Source organism: Dehalogenimonas sp. 4OHTPN (genome assembly GCF_040448695.1).
Taxonomy (GTDB): Bacteria; Chloroflexota; Dehalococcoidia; order Dehalococcoidales; family Dehalococcoidaceae; genus Dehalogenimonas.
Genome location: NZ_CP159307.1, coordinates 717,053 through 731,972 on the forward strand (window position 1 = coordinate 717,053; position 14,920 = coordinate 731,972).

At 54.4% G+C, this 14,920-nt stretch carries 11 protein-coding genes; 6 read left to right on the forward strand and 5 right to left on the reverse strand.

Annotated features, from left to right (window positions below):
- The first annotated feature begins 43 nt into the window (after positions 1-43).
- The 4 genes from ABV300_RS03895 (at position 44) to ABV300_RS03910 (ending at position 3,051) form a co-directional block, all read left to right on the forward strand.
- Positions 44-1,549 carry a reductive dehalogenase gene (locus ABV300_RS03895; RefSeq protein WP_353715217.1) on the forward strand — a complete coding sequence of 502 codons (1,506 nt, stop codon included), beginning with the start codon at positions 44-46 and terminating at the stop codon, positions 1,547-1,549.
- A 21-nt stretch (positions 1,550-1,570) separates the two neighbouring features.
- Complete coding sequence (locus ABV300_RS03900) at positions 1,571-1,849, forward strand: dehalogenase (protein WP_353715218.1); 279 nt, start codon at positions 1,571-1,573, stop codon at positions 1,847-1,849.
- Positions 1,850-1,881: 32 nt separating this feature from the next.
- Positions 1,882-2,364 (forward strand): hypothetical protein, encoded by a 483-nt coding sequence (locus ABV300_RS03905; RefSeq protein WP_353715219.1) that lies wholly within the window; start codon positions 1,882-1,884, stop codon positions 2,362-2,364.
- A gap of 207 nt (positions 2,365-2,571) precedes the next feature.
- Positions 2,572-3,051, forward strand: coding sequence for a GyrI-like domain-containing protein (locus ABV300_RS03910; protein ID WP_353715220.1), 480 nt, complete (start codon positions 2,572-2,574; stop codon positions 3,049-3,051).
- 80 nt (positions 3,052-3,131) lie between these two features.
- Here the strand turns inward: ABV300_RS03910 and ABV300_RS03915 are convergent, their stop codons facing one another.
- Entirely contained in the window at positions 3,132-4,049 is a 918-nt protein-coding gene (locus ABV300_RS03915; protein ID WP_353715221.1) for an AraC family transcriptional regulator, read from the reverse strand.
- Positions 4,050-4,630: 581 nt separating this feature from the next.
- Here ABV300_RS03915 and ABV300_RS03920 point away from each other — a divergent pair.
- A complete protein-coding gene (locus ABV300_RS03920) occupies positions 4,631-6,049 on the forward strand; it encodes an acetyl-CoA carboxylase biotin carboxylase subunit (protein WP_353715222.1) in 1,419 nt (472 codons plus the stop codon).
- 13 nt (positions 6,050-6,062) lie between these two features.
- Positions 6,063-6,947, forward strand: a complete 885-nt coding sequence (locus tag ABV300_RS03925; protein WP_353715223.1) for a PIG-L family deacetylase — start codon at positions 6,063-6,065, stop codon at positions 6,945-6,947.
- Here the strand turns inward: ABV300_RS03925 and glgA are convergent.
- The 4 genes from glgA to ABV300_RS03945 all read right to left on the reverse strand — a co-directional run bounded on the left by glgA (position 6,926) and on the right by ABV300_RS03945 (position 14,861).
- Complete coding sequence (gene glgA / locus ABV300_RS03930) at positions 6,926-8,383, reverse strand: glycogen synthase GlgA (RefSeq protein WP_353715224.1); 1,458 nt, start codon at positions 8,381-8,383, stop codon at positions 6,926-6,928. The genes ABV300_RS03925 and glgA overlap by 22 nt on opposite strands.
- Positions 8,384-8,434: 51 nt before the next feature.
- Complete coding sequence (locus ABV300_RS03935; RefSeq protein WP_353715225.1) at positions 8,435-9,709, reverse strand: glucose-1-phosphate adenylyltransferase; 1,275 nt, start codon at positions 9,707-9,709, stop codon at positions 8,435-8,437.
- Positions 9,710-9,840: 131 nt separating this feature from the next.
- Positions 9,841-13,857 (reverse strand): MASE3 domain-containing protein, encoded by a 4,017-nt coding sequence (locus tag ABV300_RS03940; RefSeq protein ID WP_353715226.1) that lies wholly within the window; start codon positions 13,855-13,857, stop codon positions 9,841-9,843.
- On the reverse strand, positions 13,854-14,861 hold the full coding sequence (locus ABV300_RS03945; protein ID WP_353715227.1) for an ornithine cyclodeaminase family protein: 1,008 nt from the start codon (positions 14,859-14,861) through the stop codon (positions 13,854-13,856). The genes ABV300_RS03940 and ABV300_RS03945 overlap by 4 nt, the downstream gene beginning before the upstream one ends.
- Positions 14,862-14,920 lie beyond the last annotated feature (59 nt).

Sequence of the window (14,920 nt, forward strand, 5' to 3'; positions counted from 1 at the left end):
AAGTGTTTCATGACTAACCGCAGTTATTCGAAAGGAGGCCGAAATGTCCAGGTTCCATTCTCCACTTTCACGGCGTGATTTCATGAAGGCTCTGGGTTTCACAGGTGCTGGCTTGGGAGGCGCCGCTGCGCTTACGTCTCCAGTATTTCAAGACCTTGATGAACTCATGTCGTCCAACGGCAACTACTACGGATATGAAGTCGGTGATGGTTATATTCCCAACCTGCCATGGTATGTGAAGCACAAAGAATACTTTGAACCCACCGTGCCGATCGATTGGGATCATAAATGGCGCGTCGACGGCCGCCATGCCAGAGACTATAACGTAAAAGAAAGTAAATGGTTCTTTGATGCCTACAGCCTCGAGCAGGCGAAAAAATATGCCGAATGGCAGGAGGGCTACGATCCCAAATACAATTGGAAAGACCCCCGGCGCCAAGCGCTTGATTCGGCTTCACAGGCAATAAACTCTTTCGTACCAAAACTGACTTTTCTAGGGCAAACCCCAACAAAAACACCTGAAAAAACAGGGTACCCTAAATGGACAGGGACTCCTAAAGAGAATATGAATCTGTTGCGAGGCATCGCGAGGTTTTTCGGGTGTGACGATATTGGGGTTATGGAGGATGACCCCCATTTGGAGCGCTTGACAACCACCTATGATATGGAAAGCGCCAAGATTGACCGGGAGAATGTGGATAACCCATACGTTGAAACCGATTCCAAAGGTAAGGTAACTAGAAAAGTTATTCCGACAAGTTTTAAGTGGTCATTCGTCTGGACCTTCAGGCAAAACATCGATATGACTCGAGTTCAGCAGGGCGGCATCATGAGGGCTTGGCCGGAATATAATCCTCTCGGAGCCGGAGAAAATGCCGCAGTCTGGTACTGCTATTCCAGGATGAGTATTGTCGAAATCCGGTTGATGCAGTTTATCAGGGCGCTTGGCTACGATTGTGTAGCCGGAGGAATGAGCGCCATTACGTCTGGAACGGCTTTAGCGACTGTAAATGGTCTCCTTGAACATGCCAGAATGGGCCAGGTTGCTCTCCATCCAAAATTCGGGGCTACAATCCGCAGCACTTACAAGATGTGGACCAACCTGCCTTTGGTGCCAACCCGGCCGATTGATGCAGGTATCTATGAATTCTGCAAGACGTGTGAAATCTGCGCGGAAGCTTGCCCGGGGCAAGTTATCCAGAGAAACCAGCCAACCTGGACCACCGGGCGAAATCCCGAAAACGGCGATGATAACGGTGAACTCGGAGAGCCTCTGCCTTATCAGGCGCAAGGATTTCTCGGCTGGCGCACCGATATCGGGAAATGCCCTCATTGTCCGATGTGCCAGGGCACCTGCCCGTTCAATGAGATGCCGGAGGCTTCCTGGCTGCATACACTGGTCAAAACTACGACTGCCAATACAACCATATTCAATAAATTCTTCGCGGATATGGATCGAACCTTCAAATATGGTCATAAGCTGGAAGCGGATTACTTTGACGAGCGCTTCGGCAAGATGCCTACCTACGGCATCGACACCATGCGATAAAAAACTGGAGGTACAGGAAATATGTGGCTCGGATTGTTACTCGGCATAGTATTCGGCGTTGGCGCCATGTGGGTTATCAGGAGAGGCATAACTGTTAAATGGTTTGAGTGGGTCCTCGCCGCTCTGGCTTTTCTTTCTCTGTATGGTGGTATCACTCACTACGTCGGTTCCCTCCATGAATTCGAACCGACCGCCGGCTTGTACGGATTATATATTTTCGGCGGTATAGCGCTGCTCCTTTTTGGTGTCACTGCCCAATTGGTATGGCGGCGGAACCGGAAAGTCAGTTCGGCCTCTTAATTGATGCGAAAAAAGGATAGAACAGCAGCGATGTGTCGAATATCGCTGCTGTTCCCCAAGACTCGAATATGCTAAGAATAAGAAAATGGATGGCGGTTATCTGTATTAGTCTCCCTCTGATGATTGGCGGCTGCGGTGAAGATGATCAGTTGATGTCGCTTCCAGATGAAACCTTCTGTCCGGATGCCAGTATCGATGTCGATCTTCTGGTAATCAATAAAACTCCCTATGAGACCGGACAAATCCCGCTCTCCGATCAAGCCTTTCCATCCGGTCAAAAACCAATATATTGTACTTTTTGGCTGACCGGCGATCTGTGTTGCACAAAAGTAACGGTGGAATGTGTCAATCAAGGAACGACGGTCTATCGCTGGGTCGAGGATGGCAACAACATCCGGACTCCCCAGGCGGTGGTTATGATGCCCACGAATGGTTGGCTGCCTGGCACATTTGAACTTATTCTGTTCATCGATTTACGAAGAGTTGTGGAATCTACTTTCACCGTCATAGATTGAACATCTTGTTATTCCCGGTCTATCCGTTTCTCCCCCGTCCTAACAAAACCGGCTATTGTACCAAGCAGGTTTTTTCGTCTCTAATACGACAAAATATCAGACCGGGTCTTAAGTTGAAACAGACTTGGACACCAGCTAACCGATACACATTTTTGCACGATGATATAATTGCTCAGGCAACAACTCCGAATTTAAAGGAGGTATCCCATGCCGCGGATCACCGACATCATGGTTTTTCAGCAAAAAGAGATAGATACCCTGGTTATTCGTAAAAGGACCAGGGTTCAGGATTTGCCTCAATTGATCGGTGAATGCTACGGCAAAATTGCCGCCTACCTGGGTGAAAACCATCAATTGATGTCAGATATCCCGTTCGTGGCCTATCACAACATGGACATGCAGGACTTGGACGTTGAGATCGGATTCCCCGTAGCGAAACCTCTACCCGATAACGGCGATATCAAAACAGCGGTCATTCCACCCGGGCTTGTAGTATGGTGTATGTACCAGGGTCCTTATAGTGAGTTGAAGACTACGTATGACGAAATGGCCAGCTGGATACAGAACAATGGGTACAACGCTCTGGGTACAGCCTATGAGTGTTACTTCAACGGGCCGGAGTACCCTGAGCACCTGCTATTGACCAAAATCATGTTCCCGGTGGAGAAGCTTAGCTCTAAAAAATAGCACAAACAACACCCGAGGGGCTGATGAAGCCCCTCGGGTGTGCTATCAATTCTGATCCTTATTCTGTCAAACAAAATTAGTCACGACCCCGGCTTCGGATTCAACTGCCTGACAGGTCTGGCTTCGATGTAGCCCCGGTAGCCCATCGGCTCAAGCTGGAAGCGTGGACCGTCATTATCAGCCCATTCAAAGCCATAGATACTTGGGTCGTAGGTTTTCATTACCTCCCACAAATCACTGATCGCGTCCTCGAACTTCGAATCATCATACGGCGGCCCTTGAAATACCATCATCTTACACGCCGGAAGGGAAATCATTTCAAAACCATCAGGCACAGGACCCTGATAAGAACTCGGCATTTCAACGCCTTGAGCGTAAACGGAGGTCCCGGGCAGGATCAGGTTGTCGGGCAGCCACATCCCCATTGGCTCATATAGCGCGTCTTTGATGTTGCTGAGAGTATCCCAAACCTCACACCCTACCTCTTCACAGTATTCAAAGTAATGAGTTGCCTTTGTGCCGCGCTTCAGTATCAACTTGCGTTCAGGCCGATCAATTACCTGGACGAAGACGGTATTACAATTGCTCTTTCCCATGTCAGGTTCTCCTTTTTGTCTGTTGAGATAGTAGTTGGAGTCGCGAGAGGGCAAGAACAGTCTCAGCGGCGTCTTTCGCCGGCGGAACTCGCTCGGCGCCACGCCGAACTCCTTTGAGAAAGCCCGGGTAAAACCTTCATGCGATTCGAATACGAAATCAAAGGCGACGTCTATTACCTTGCAGTCACCGCCAGCTAGCTTGGCGGCGGCCGCCGACAGGCGCATCGCCCGGATGTATTCGAACGCCGTCTTGCCGGTCACCTCCTTGAAAATCCTTGCCGAATAAAACGGAGAGTAACCAGCCGCCTGAGCCAGTTGATACAGCGTAATCGGCTCCTGCAGTCGCCGCTCCATGAACTGCTGCATCCGCCGGACAGCTAGTACCTTTTCTCGGTTCTCCATAACTACTTCGGCAGTCAGTATAGCATCCAGGCGCGTGGCAGAGCTTGACCTGGATTGCGCAGTTTATCTGTTTGGCGAGCCTCGAGGTCTATCCACACTTCCCCAAGCGCCCGCGTCCTCTGCCGTAAATATATTCTCGATAAGGCACTAAAAACGTCACCGGGCGCTTGACAGTACAAAGAACACAGGTGCTATAATACCGCCATGACTTGCGATAGCACACGTGTACTAATTAATGCCCCCTCTTGTTTTCAGTGTCCACCGGCGGTACGAAACGACGCGACCCGGCTTTCCTCCCGTGGTTCTCTGTCTTTGTTCGGGCCTGAAGTTTGCCCTGCCGCCGAAAGAACGACTCGGCACAACTCTGACGGAGGGGTAAAAACCGCCTTCGTTCCCAAATCCGACGATTATCGTTTCTCAGGTTCAGTCCATCGTGGAAATTCGGTTTCGTTTCCGGAAAACATGGCTTTTTTGCGAATAAACAAAAACAAAGCGGTTCTCGCCCTTCAGATTCGCCCCCACGACGGATTAGCGCTTTTTATGATATATTATCGGCTGAACATCCATTCAAGGAGACTTCCATGATCAGCAAAGTCCTCGTGGCCAATAGAGGCGAAATTGCCGTCCGCGTCATGCGCGCCTGCCGCGAACTTGGCATAAACACCGTGGCCGTCTACTCCGAAGCGGACAAAGATGCCTTCCACGCCAAGTACGCTGACGAAGCCTATCTTCTGGGCCCGGCGCCGGCTACGCTGTCCTATCTGAACATGGATAAAATCATCGAGATCGCTAAAGCCAGCAAAGCCGAAGCGATCCATCCCGGCTACGGTTTCCTGTCGGAGAACGCCGCCTTCGCCCGCGCCTGCGAACAGGCCAAGATAATCTTCATCGGCCCGCCAGCCAGGGTGCTGGAAGTCACCGGCAACAAGATCGCCGCCCGCGAGGAAGCGGTCAAAGCCGGGGTGCCGGTGGTGCCCGGCACCGGCGAATGCCCGGCGGACTTTTGCCAGCTTCAGGACGACCTGGGTGAGATCGGCTACCCGATGATCGTCAAACCGGCCGGCGGCGGCGGCGGCATCGGCATGGTCATCGCCCGGTCGGACAGCGATTTGCAGCGCGCCCTGACCCTTTCGCCCCAGATGGCTAAGAAGAGTTTCGGCATTGCCAGCGTCTACATCGAAAAATACATCGAACACCCGCGCCACATCGAGTTCCAGATCCTGGCCGATTCCCAGGGCAATGTCATTCACCTCGGCGAGCGGGAATGCTCCATACAGCGCTTCCATTCCAAGGTCATCGAGGAATCGCCCTCGCCGGCGCTCACCCCTGAACTCAGGGCGGAGATGGGCGGCGCGGCGGTGCGCCTTGCCCGGGCCATCAAGTATGTCGGCGCCGGCACGGTGGAGTTCATCTTTTCCGAGGGCCGCTACTATTTTCTGGAGGTAAATGCCCGAATCCAGGTGGAGCACCCGGTGACGGAGATGGTCACCGGCGTTGACCTGGTCAAGGAACAGATCAATGTCGCCGCTGGCCTGTCGCTCTCCATCAGGCAGGAAGACGTCAAAACCCGCGGCTGGGCCATTGAATGCCGCATCAACGCCGAGGACCCCATCCGCAACTTCATGCCGTCGCCCGGCACCATTACCGGCTACCGCTCGCCCGGCGGCATCGGCATCAGGGTAGATTCGGGGATTTATACCGGGTACACCATTCCGGACTGCTATCACCCGATGATTTCCAAGCTGGTAGCCTGGGGTAAAGACCGCAATGACGCCATCATGCGCATGCGCCGGGCGCTTTATGAGTATGTAATCCTGGGCGTGAGCACCAATTTGGTACTCCACAAAGCTATTATGGAAAATCCGCGTTTCGTCTCCGGTGATCTGGACACCGATTTCATCACCCGCGAAGTTGGACTGCTGGCCGACATGCAGCGCATCAAAGAGCGGGACAAGGCCATCACCGAGCGGTTGTCGACCATCTTCGTCCGCCCGAAGTAGGGCAGAGCTGTCGATGCCTGGTGACAGAGTTCTACTCTTTATCGGCGCCCACCCAGACGACGAGAGCTTCGGGCCGGGAGCGACACTGGCGCATTACGCGCTCAAAGGCGTCAAAGTCTATTACGCCTGTGCCACTCGAGGAGAGGCCGGCACCATCGACCCGCAGTTCTTCATGTCGGGACTTGTCGACTCCGGGGACGTACGCTGGGCAGAGCTTCAATGTGCCGGTAGGGCTCTTGGCCTTTCGGCAATCTTCCACCTGGGCTATCGGGACTCCGGCATGGCGGGCAGCGCCGATAATCAAAACCCGCAGGCGCTGGTCAACGCTCCAGTCGAACAGGTTGCCGGGCGTATCGTTAGAATCATCCGGGAGATTAAACCCCAGGTAATCCTTACCCACGACCCCTGCGGCGACTACGGTCATCCGGATCACGTGGCGGTTAATCGCGCCGCCGTTGAAGCCTTCCAAGCCGCCGGCGACCACATGCGCTACCCGGAGGCCGGACCGCCGTTTCAGCCTTCGAAGCTCTACTTCAGCGTCTTCTCTCGGCGGTTGTTGAAGCTGGCGGTCAGACTTCTACCGCTTCTTGGCCAAAACCCTGAAAAATTCGGCCGGAATAAAGATATCGACCTGACCAGACTCACCGGCGAGTGTCTGCCTGTACATGCCAGGGTCAAATTGGACCGGGCGGCGTTTAACGCCCGGGGTGAAGCCTCTGCCTGTCACCGCAGCCAACTCTACGGCGGCGGCGGCCCGCCTCGCGCCGGCATCTTGGGTCTGATCGAAAAGATTATCGGGCGCAGGGATTCTTTCAGCCGCGCCTTCCCGCCGGCGGCGACACGAACGGTCGAACATGACTTGTTTGAAGGACTAGATCAGGACAGCAGAGCACGGTAAATCCGGAGGTACTCGTGCATCGATCGGGACCATGAATGGTCGGCTAACATGCCGCGGCGCATCAGCGATTGCCAGGCCAGTCGATCCTCGAACCAGGTACGCGCCCGGTTTACCGCTTCCCAAAGGGCGGCCCCGGAATATTCGTCGAATAAAAAACCGTCGCCCCGGTCGCCTCCCGCCGGTTTCACGGTATCGGCCAGGCCACCGGTGCGCCGTACAATCGGAATGGTGCCGTACTTAAGGGCATACAGCTGCGTTAAGCCACACGGCTCACGCTTTGACGGCATCAGTAGCATGTCAGCGCCGGCGATGGTCCGATGGGCTAGACCGTCATCGAAACCAATTACCGCTCCAGCCCTGCCCGGATACATCGAAGGCAAGGGGCGGAAAAAATCCTCCAGGTCTCGACTGCCGTTGCCCAGGAGAATGAATTGGGCGCCGGAACCGATGAGATTATTTAATATTTCTCTAATCAGGTCCATACCCTTGCCGTCGGCTAACCGGGAGACCACTGCCGCCACCGGCGCCGCCGGGTCTTCTTCGAGGCCGTAATAGTGCTGAATGGCTTTTTTACAGGCTGCCTTGCCGCTTAGATCAGCCGCGGAATAACGTTGGACTAAATACCGGTCGTTTTCCGGGTTCCAGAGGTTGTAATCTACTCCGTTCACTATGCCTGAGAAACTGGCGGCGCGTGCCCGCAGTACACCCTCCAGCCCGAAACCGCAGCCTTCGTAAGTCACTTCCCTAGTGTAGGTCGGGCTGACGGTAGTCAGGCGGTCAGCGAGCTCCAGCCCGGATTTCAGAAAGTTTATACCGCCGTAAAACTCGAACGCTGGGTAAAAGGCAGCCGGATCGAGTCCAAGCGACGGCCAGAGGTCGCGGGCGAAATGCCCCTGGTAGGCAAGGTTGTGGATGGTCAGCAACGTCCGCGCGGCGGAAAGGCCGGGATAGCGTTCAGGTTGAAGTTTTAGGATAGCGGCCGCCGGCGCCGCGTGCCAGTCGTTCACGTGGATAATCCGGCTCCCTGTTAATCCGGCAACCTCCAGCACAGCCCTGGAGAAAAGCGCAAAACGCCGGTCGTTGTCCGGGTAGTCTATACCGGACTCCCCGTAGAGTCCGGCGCGATCAAAGAACTCGTCGCAGCGGATGAAATATATATCTTGTGAAGGCCCGATCGAACTGCGGTGGATGGCGGCAGGTAACACCTGCCCGGTAGTCTTGAACTCGATGTCGGCGACGTATTGCGCATCATTTATGGACGTTTTGATGATGCCCCGATAAGCCGGCATCACCAGGTTCACCTGGCAGCCGTTTGCTGCCAGGGATGCCGACAGGGCTGCGACCGCATCTGCTAGTCCGCCGGTTTTGGCAAATGGCGTTATTTCAGACGCGGCTATGGTGACCTTAAGCTGGTTGATGCCTGTAGCGGCTATCATCTGTCACCCCCGCCGTTCAATGGAGACCCCATTTGGTGGCCGCCGCGCCTTTCAGAAAGACATCTGGCGGGCCGCAGCCCCGGGTTCAATCATTGTGCCGGGCGGCAGTGTCGTGCCTTTGGGTATAACGACGATGCCGTCGCGGACCACCCAACTCCCGTGATCCTGATCTTCATGGCGGGGGAACGGCTTGATTATGGTGCCCGCTCCGATACACACGTTTTTATCGACTATGGCTCCCTGAATATAGCAGTTTTCGCCGATTCCCGGAGGCAGGCGGCAGTTGGGTGGGTCATAGGAATCAGCCCCCATAATGATTGAGTCGGTGATGATGCTGCCCCGCCGGATCTGGCTGCGAAGCCCGACGACTGAGTGGCTGATACTGGAACTCCTGATGAGGCAGCCCTCTGCCAGGAGAACATCCTGCAGCGAACTATCCTCCACGATGGAACCGGGTAGAAACCTGGCATGGGTGTAGATAGGACCTTCCGGATCATAAAAATTGAACGGGGCGTTTTGATGCGTCAACTCAAGATTGGTTTCATAGAAGGAGCGTATTGTACCGATATCCCGCCAGTAGCCGGAAAACTCGTAACTATAAACCGGCAAATTATTCACGGCGTAGGGGATGACGTCTTTGCCGAAATCATCAAAGTCCGGCTTGCCGGTGAGGATATCGACCAGAGTCTCAGTTTTGAACACATATATACCCATTGAGCCCAGGTAGCACAACCCTCGTTCCGGGTAACTGACCATTGCCGCCTGGGAGGCGGCATCTTTGGGCTTTTCGGCGAAGGACACAATTCTCCCGTCGTCGCGGCATTTTAGTACCCCGAAACGGTCGACCTCTTCACCGCCGACCGGTATCACGCCGACGGTGATATCGGCGTTTTTTGCCCAATGATGCTCTATCATCTTGGAATAATCCATGCGGTAAAGGTGATCTCCGGCCAATATCAGGACGTCGGAAGGGCTGGCGGACTGGATTTGCACCAGTTGCTTGCGCAGGGCATCGGCCGTACCCTGGTACCAGTCGTTATTCAGGGCGGTCTGCTCCGCGGCCAGAATCTCGACATAGCCGGTGCCGAACGAATCGAAGCGGTAAGTCCTGCTGATATGGCGATTGAGCGATGCTGAATTAAACTGGGTGAGGACGCTCATACGGAAAATCCCGGAGTTGATGCAGTTGCTGATTGGGATATCAATCAGCCGGTATTTACCAGCGATTGGGATAGCCGGTTTGGCGCGAACTCCGGTTAACGGGTACAGCCGGGTGCCTCGGCCGCCGCCCATGATGATAGCCACGAGGTCTTTGAGTGCCGGCATCTTTCATCCCTCAAACGCGGTGAATACCGGAACCGGGGAAGGTCTGGCTGACATCATTGTATATTCTTTAGGACGGATTCACAATACAGCCGCTTCTGTTCAGTTGGCCTATCCCGTCAGGTATCCGCCGGCTAGTTCTGCAGGGCAGGTTCTTCAGGTAACGGTACGCTGATGATTACGGTGGTACCGTTCCCGGGTGAGGATTCAATTTTACCATAACCACCCAGGAGCGCCGCCCGTTCCCGAATCGCAGACAACCCTGTCGAACTGGAAGCCGCCATAGCCTCTGGATCAAAGCCGCGACCACGGTCGCTGATGGCTAAATGGAGCGTCCGGCCGTCAATATTAAGAACCACAGCCGCTTCCGTTGCACCTGAATGCCGCATGACGTTGGTCAAGGCTTCCTGAGTGATGCGGTAGACCGCGGTGCTGACATCGGAGTTGAGCTCCGGCAGCGGTGAATGTTCAAATCGGACATGAAGTCCAGCCTGGGTGCCCAGTTGCTTGAACAGCCAGTCCAGGGCGGATACCAGCCCCAGGTCATCAAGGACTCCAGGCCGGAGCGATACTGACAGGCTGCGCACCTGCTTGATGATGTCTGCGGTCATGGTGGCTATGTCTCGCAGCAGCGGTTTCAATTCTTCTGTGGCCAACCGGTCTGCCCTGCCGATCATCAGCTTGAGAACGGTCAGGCTTTGGCCGGTCTGGTCGTGCAGTTCCCGGGCGATATTCCGCCGTTCTTCCTCTTGAATCCGGAGCAGGCGGCCTGACAGGGACCGGAGGGATTCCTCGGCTTCAGCGCGAAGCCTAAGTTGTTCAAGGAGTTTGGAGTGAGCCTCGGTTAATTCCAGAGTGCGAATCCTCACCCTGTCCTCAAGTTCTGTATTGAGCTGCTGCAAAGCTTGCTCGGCCTGTTTGCGCTCGGTAATGTCACGCCCGTAAAGATTGACATATCGAAATTCCGTAACTGGAGTTATTGAAAAGGCAAAAACACGGTCCCCGCATTGAACCTCAACGTGTTGGTCGAAACCGGAATTCAAAGACTCCCTAACCAGAACGCATAGGTCTTCAGGTAAACGATGCTGAACAGTGGTTGACCAGCAGTTCAGAACGTAACGGCTGGCTGGATTGACATAGAGTATCGTGCCGTGTGGATCTACTCTCATGACGGGGTTGGGGTTTTCAGCCGGGAAGCGGGACAGGATCTCCAGTCTGCGTTCTGTTAATTTGCGTTCAGTAATGTCCCTGAATACACCGACGTGAGCTATCGTCTCGTCGTTCACATCCCGCACCGGGCCGGTGGAAGTCAGGACCGTCAAATGCTCCCCGTCAGGCTTGATGATTTCTATTTCTTCATTGAGAATCACTTCTCCTGAAACTACGGTGCGGTTCATCGGCCAATCTGCCGTTTTGAAGTGAGTGCCGTCTTTGCGGTAACAGCAGCTGGCATCGAATTCAGCGATATTTTGTGGCAATTGTCCGAATATCCGGCGGACTTCCTCGTTGCCCATGACCAGCTCTCCGGCGGTATTGCGGATGACCACGCCGGAAGGGAACTGTTCCAGGGTGGTCTCGAGCAGCAGGCGCTGGTTCTCCACCTGCCGCAGCAGGTCTTCTCGTTCCGTTTCTGCTGTTTTACGTTCGTGGATGTTTTTTATGATATGCACCGACCCGCTGCATTCGCCTTCGGAATTGAAAGTCGGCAGCGTCGTGGCTTCGATATAAATCCCAAGTTTCGGTTCAAAAAATTCCTCGCGGGCGGAGCCGGCGCAGCTCATCGTCCGGGAGTGCGGGCAGAAACCGGGAGCCATCCCCAGGCCGTGAACAATGTCATGACAATGTTTACCCACTGCCTCGCTTGCCGGGATGTGGAAAGTGGTTTCAAACGCCCGGTTTGTTCGTATGATCTTGTGGTGGCGGTCAAGCAGCATGATGACATCGGTGATCGAATCGAAGGTAGCCTGCCACTCCATGGCGGCGCGGGTAAGGTTCGCTTCCAGTTCTTTTCGGTCGGTGATGTCGTGGGTGATGCCGAATCCGCCGATCACTGAACCGTCCTCATCGAATTCAAGATATGCTTTTTCCCGCACCCATTTTTCACGGCCGCCGACAAGCAATCGGTGTTCAATGTCATACGGCTCGCCGCGTAAACCGGCCTGCCATTTGGCATCCACATACTGCCGGTCTTCGGGGTGTATCGTGGAAAGGAAGGTCTCGTAGGTGAGCGGGGTGCCGGCTGGGATGCCGAAGATCCGGTAGTTCTCCCCGGACCACTCAAGGACATTGCGCCGGACATCCATTCGCCAGCTCCCCACGTGAGCCACGTCCTGGGCTCTGTCAAGGTCAGTTTTAGTTTCCGCCAGCCTTTGGATCGCCTGTCGTTGGTCGGTAATCGCCTTGGCCAGTTTCAGGTTGTTGTAGCCCATTTCGGAAATCATGTTGGCGAACCTGGTGAAGAAGTCCATCAGAGCGGCTACTTTGCAGCGGCTGTGACGGGGGGCTTTTTCTAACGCGGCAAAGTATTCCTTTTTATCAAAACCAAACTCATCAGCCTGCCGGGAAAAGAGCGCGACATCAGGTTTTTCATCGTCGAAAAAGAATTGGCCGGTGAAGACATTGGCGATATGCCGGTCGGCAATGTACAGCGGGGTGACGATGTCCCACATGTTGTTTTTGCATTTGTAGGTTTTAAATTCACCCCGATTGACCCCGGCGGTCAGCGCCAGGTCGCTTTCGATGCAATTGGCGCAGGCTCGCGGACTGCGGCGGTGGAAGTCGGTGCAGATCTCCTGCCAGCCGGTTCCAACCAGCACTTTCCCTTTCAAGTCGATGATTGAAAATCCTATTCCGGTGACTGTGTATAGGTCGTCCATCATTTGCTGGATGAGCGGCAGGTCGAAGACGGCGGTGAGGTCATTTTCACCGAGTTCAACCTCCGGGGAGAGGATATAGTCCAGTTTGAGCTTTAATTTGGACTCGCTCTCCCTCAAGGCTTTTTCAGCGCGTTTTCGTTCGGAGATGTCCCTTGCCACTGACAGGAACATCGGCCTGCCGTCAACCTGGATTTGCCTGGCGTTCAGCTCCACAGGTATCCGCCGCCCGTCTTTAGCAACATGGAGGCGTTCGAATACGGCAAACCCCTTGTCCTTGATCTGTTGAATGACGGCCTCTTTATCGGTGGGTACCGTCGGATCGTCAATATCACTGATACCCATGGTGAGAAGTTCAGCCCTGGAATAACCCAGAACCTCGCAGGCGCGGTCGTTGACCTCGACGAATTTATCGCCCTCATCGATGAAGAAGACAGCGTCACTGCCGCTATTGAACAAGAGCCGGTATTTTTCTTCGTTTTTCCGCAACTGGCGGAACAACAAGTCGAACGGCTTTCGTAACCCTGTCTCGATAAGCGCTTTATAGATAAAATAGATTGACGTAATGAGCAACAAATGCCCCGCCGTGTTCAGAAGGCCGTAAGCGTCGGTATAAAGGGTGAATGCCATCTCGGAAGCGATGTTAGCCAAAAGCGCCCCGGTCAGATAGCCGACCACTGTCCGGTCCAGTCCCACGCGGTTCCGGCGCAAGTTGGCGATAGCCAGCACCAGGATAAAAGTAATAAAGAACTCGCCGGCTATCTTAAAAGTTGTCAACCCGGCGTCCGGGTCGAACATCTGCGGAAAGTTACGCCAGACCAGGATTGAAGTGATTGTCAGGATCGTCAGGACGCCAAAACCCAGGAATGCGGCGTTGACGTTAAGCCGTCGAAGAATAAATGCCGAGGCCGCCAGCAAGACTGCAGCTTGGATGAACCTGGTGGCGATCCAGAATTGCGCTGCCAGGTTGACTGGCTCGTAGCCGATAAACACTCCCATACCGCGGTAAGAAAGGGTGTGCATAAGTCCGAGTACGCCGACGAACAAGAACCCGATGCCGATGAAAAGCAGGAAACCGTTGTCCAGGAGCCGCCTGGCGTTCCAGGCGATGATGAATATACTGAACGCCACCACCACGCCTATCAGTTCGACGATGCTGTGAAAGAGCAAAAAGTCGGAGCGTGATAGGAGGAAAAGGCCAGCAAATGCCAGAGCCCAGGCCAGAATTAATCTGGCCTGGGAATCGCTCGACTGCCTGTTGTCAACAATGGTACTCATTGATTGTGAGGGTCTTTTATCGGGGACGACACCCGTTCGCTTATCTTTTCGATGAAATCAAAACGGAAGCCGATACCGCGTTCCAAAGCCCGGTTAAAGACGATCTTGGCTGTTGCCATGTCCTGTACGGCCAGTCCGGTGGAATCGAATACCGTGATTTCTGTGTTGTTGGAGCGGCCGGGCTTTTTCCCGTAGGTCAGTTCACCCAGGGTGGCATAGATGCGGTCGCGCTTGTAAAGGCCAGCAGTAACCGGCACGTTGAGTTCGCCGGCATGGATGGATTGCTCGATATCGTCAACTACCACGCAAGCCTCGTCCAGTATCACCGGGTCTAGTTCCTGTTTTCCAGGCGCGTCGGCGCCAACGGCGTTGATATGAGCGCCTGGTTTTATCCAATCCCGTCTGATTATCGGGGAGCGTACCGGGGTCAGGGTGCAAACAATGTCGGCGCCCGCCGTTTTTTCCAGGCTGGCTGCGGTAATCGGAAATCCCGGAAAAAGAGCTTTAAAGTGCGCCGCCGCTTCGACAGATGAATCGTAGACCATGATTTCTTCGAACTGGAAATACTCGGCATGTGCCAGCAGTTGCGTTTGAGCCTGTTTGCCAGCGCCGACCAGTCCCAGTGTCCGGGCATCCTTCCGGGCCAGGTATTTGCTGGCGATAGCGGAGGCGGCGCCGGTACGGTAGGCGGTGATTTCAGTGGCATCCATGATAGACAGGGGATAACCTGTTTCCGGTTCTGAGTAGATGATAATCGCCATCACTGTCGGGAGGTTCCGCCGGTAATTTCCGGGGTGGACGTTGACCCATTTCAGGCCGGCGGCTCCAGGGATCTGGGCCGGCATTGCCCGGAAATCGCCCTCGGGTAGAGTGAGGTAGGCTTTAGAGGGCATGGAAGCTATGTTGCGCGCGTAATCACTGAAAGCCTGTTCAACTGCATTGAGCACTTCAGTCATACTCATCAATTCCAGGGTATCCGCTCGGGTCAGCAAAAGTGTTGACATCGTTCACACTGTAAGATTATCAAAATAGATTGTCAATCAGAGCCTCCCTTACCGCCCGC

Excerpts from the sequence above, each read along its gene's own strand:
- ABV300_RS03895 (WP_353715217.1), top strand. The coding sequence starts at position 44 with ATGTCCAGGTTCCATTCTCCACTTTCACGGCGTGATTTCATGAAGGCT.
- ABV300_RS03910 (WP_353715220.1), top strand. The coding sequence starts at position 2,572 with ATGCCGCGGATCACCGACATCATGGTTTTTCAGCAAAAAGAGATAGAT.
- ABV300_RS03925 (WP_353715223.1), top strand. The coding sequence starts at position 6,063 with ATGCCTGGTGACAGAGTTCTACTCTTTATCGGCGCCCACCCAGACGAC.
- glgA (WP_353715224.1), bottom strand. The coding sequence starts at position 8,383 with ATGATAGCCGCTACAGGCATCAACCAGCTTAAGGTCACCATAGCCGCG.
- ABV300_RS03915 (WP_353715221.1), bottom strand. The coding sequence starts at position 4,049 with ATGGAGAACCGAGAAAAGGTACTAGCTGTCCGGCGGATGCAGCAGTTC.
- ABV300_RS03945 (WP_353715227.1), bottom strand. The coding sequence starts at position 14,861 with ATGTCAACACTTTTGCTGACCCGAGCGGATACCCTGGAATTGATGAGT.
- ABV300_RS03920 (WP_353715222.1), top strand. The coding sequence starts at position 4,631 with ATGATCAGCAAAGTCCTCGTGGCCAATAGAGGCGAAATTGCCGTCCGC.
- ABV300_RS03935 (WP_353715225.1), bottom strand. The coding sequence starts at position 9,709 with ATGCCGGCACTCAAAGACCTCGTGGCTATCATCATGGGCGGCGGCCGA.
- ABV300_RS03940 (WP_353715226.1), bottom strand. The coding sequence starts at position 13,857 with ATGAGTACCATTGTTGACAACAGGCAGTCGAGCGATTCCCAGGCCAGA.
- ABV300_RS03900 (WP_353715218.1), top strand. The coding sequence starts at position 1,571 with ATGTGGCTCGGATTGTTACTCGGCATAGTATTCGGCGTTGGCGCCATG.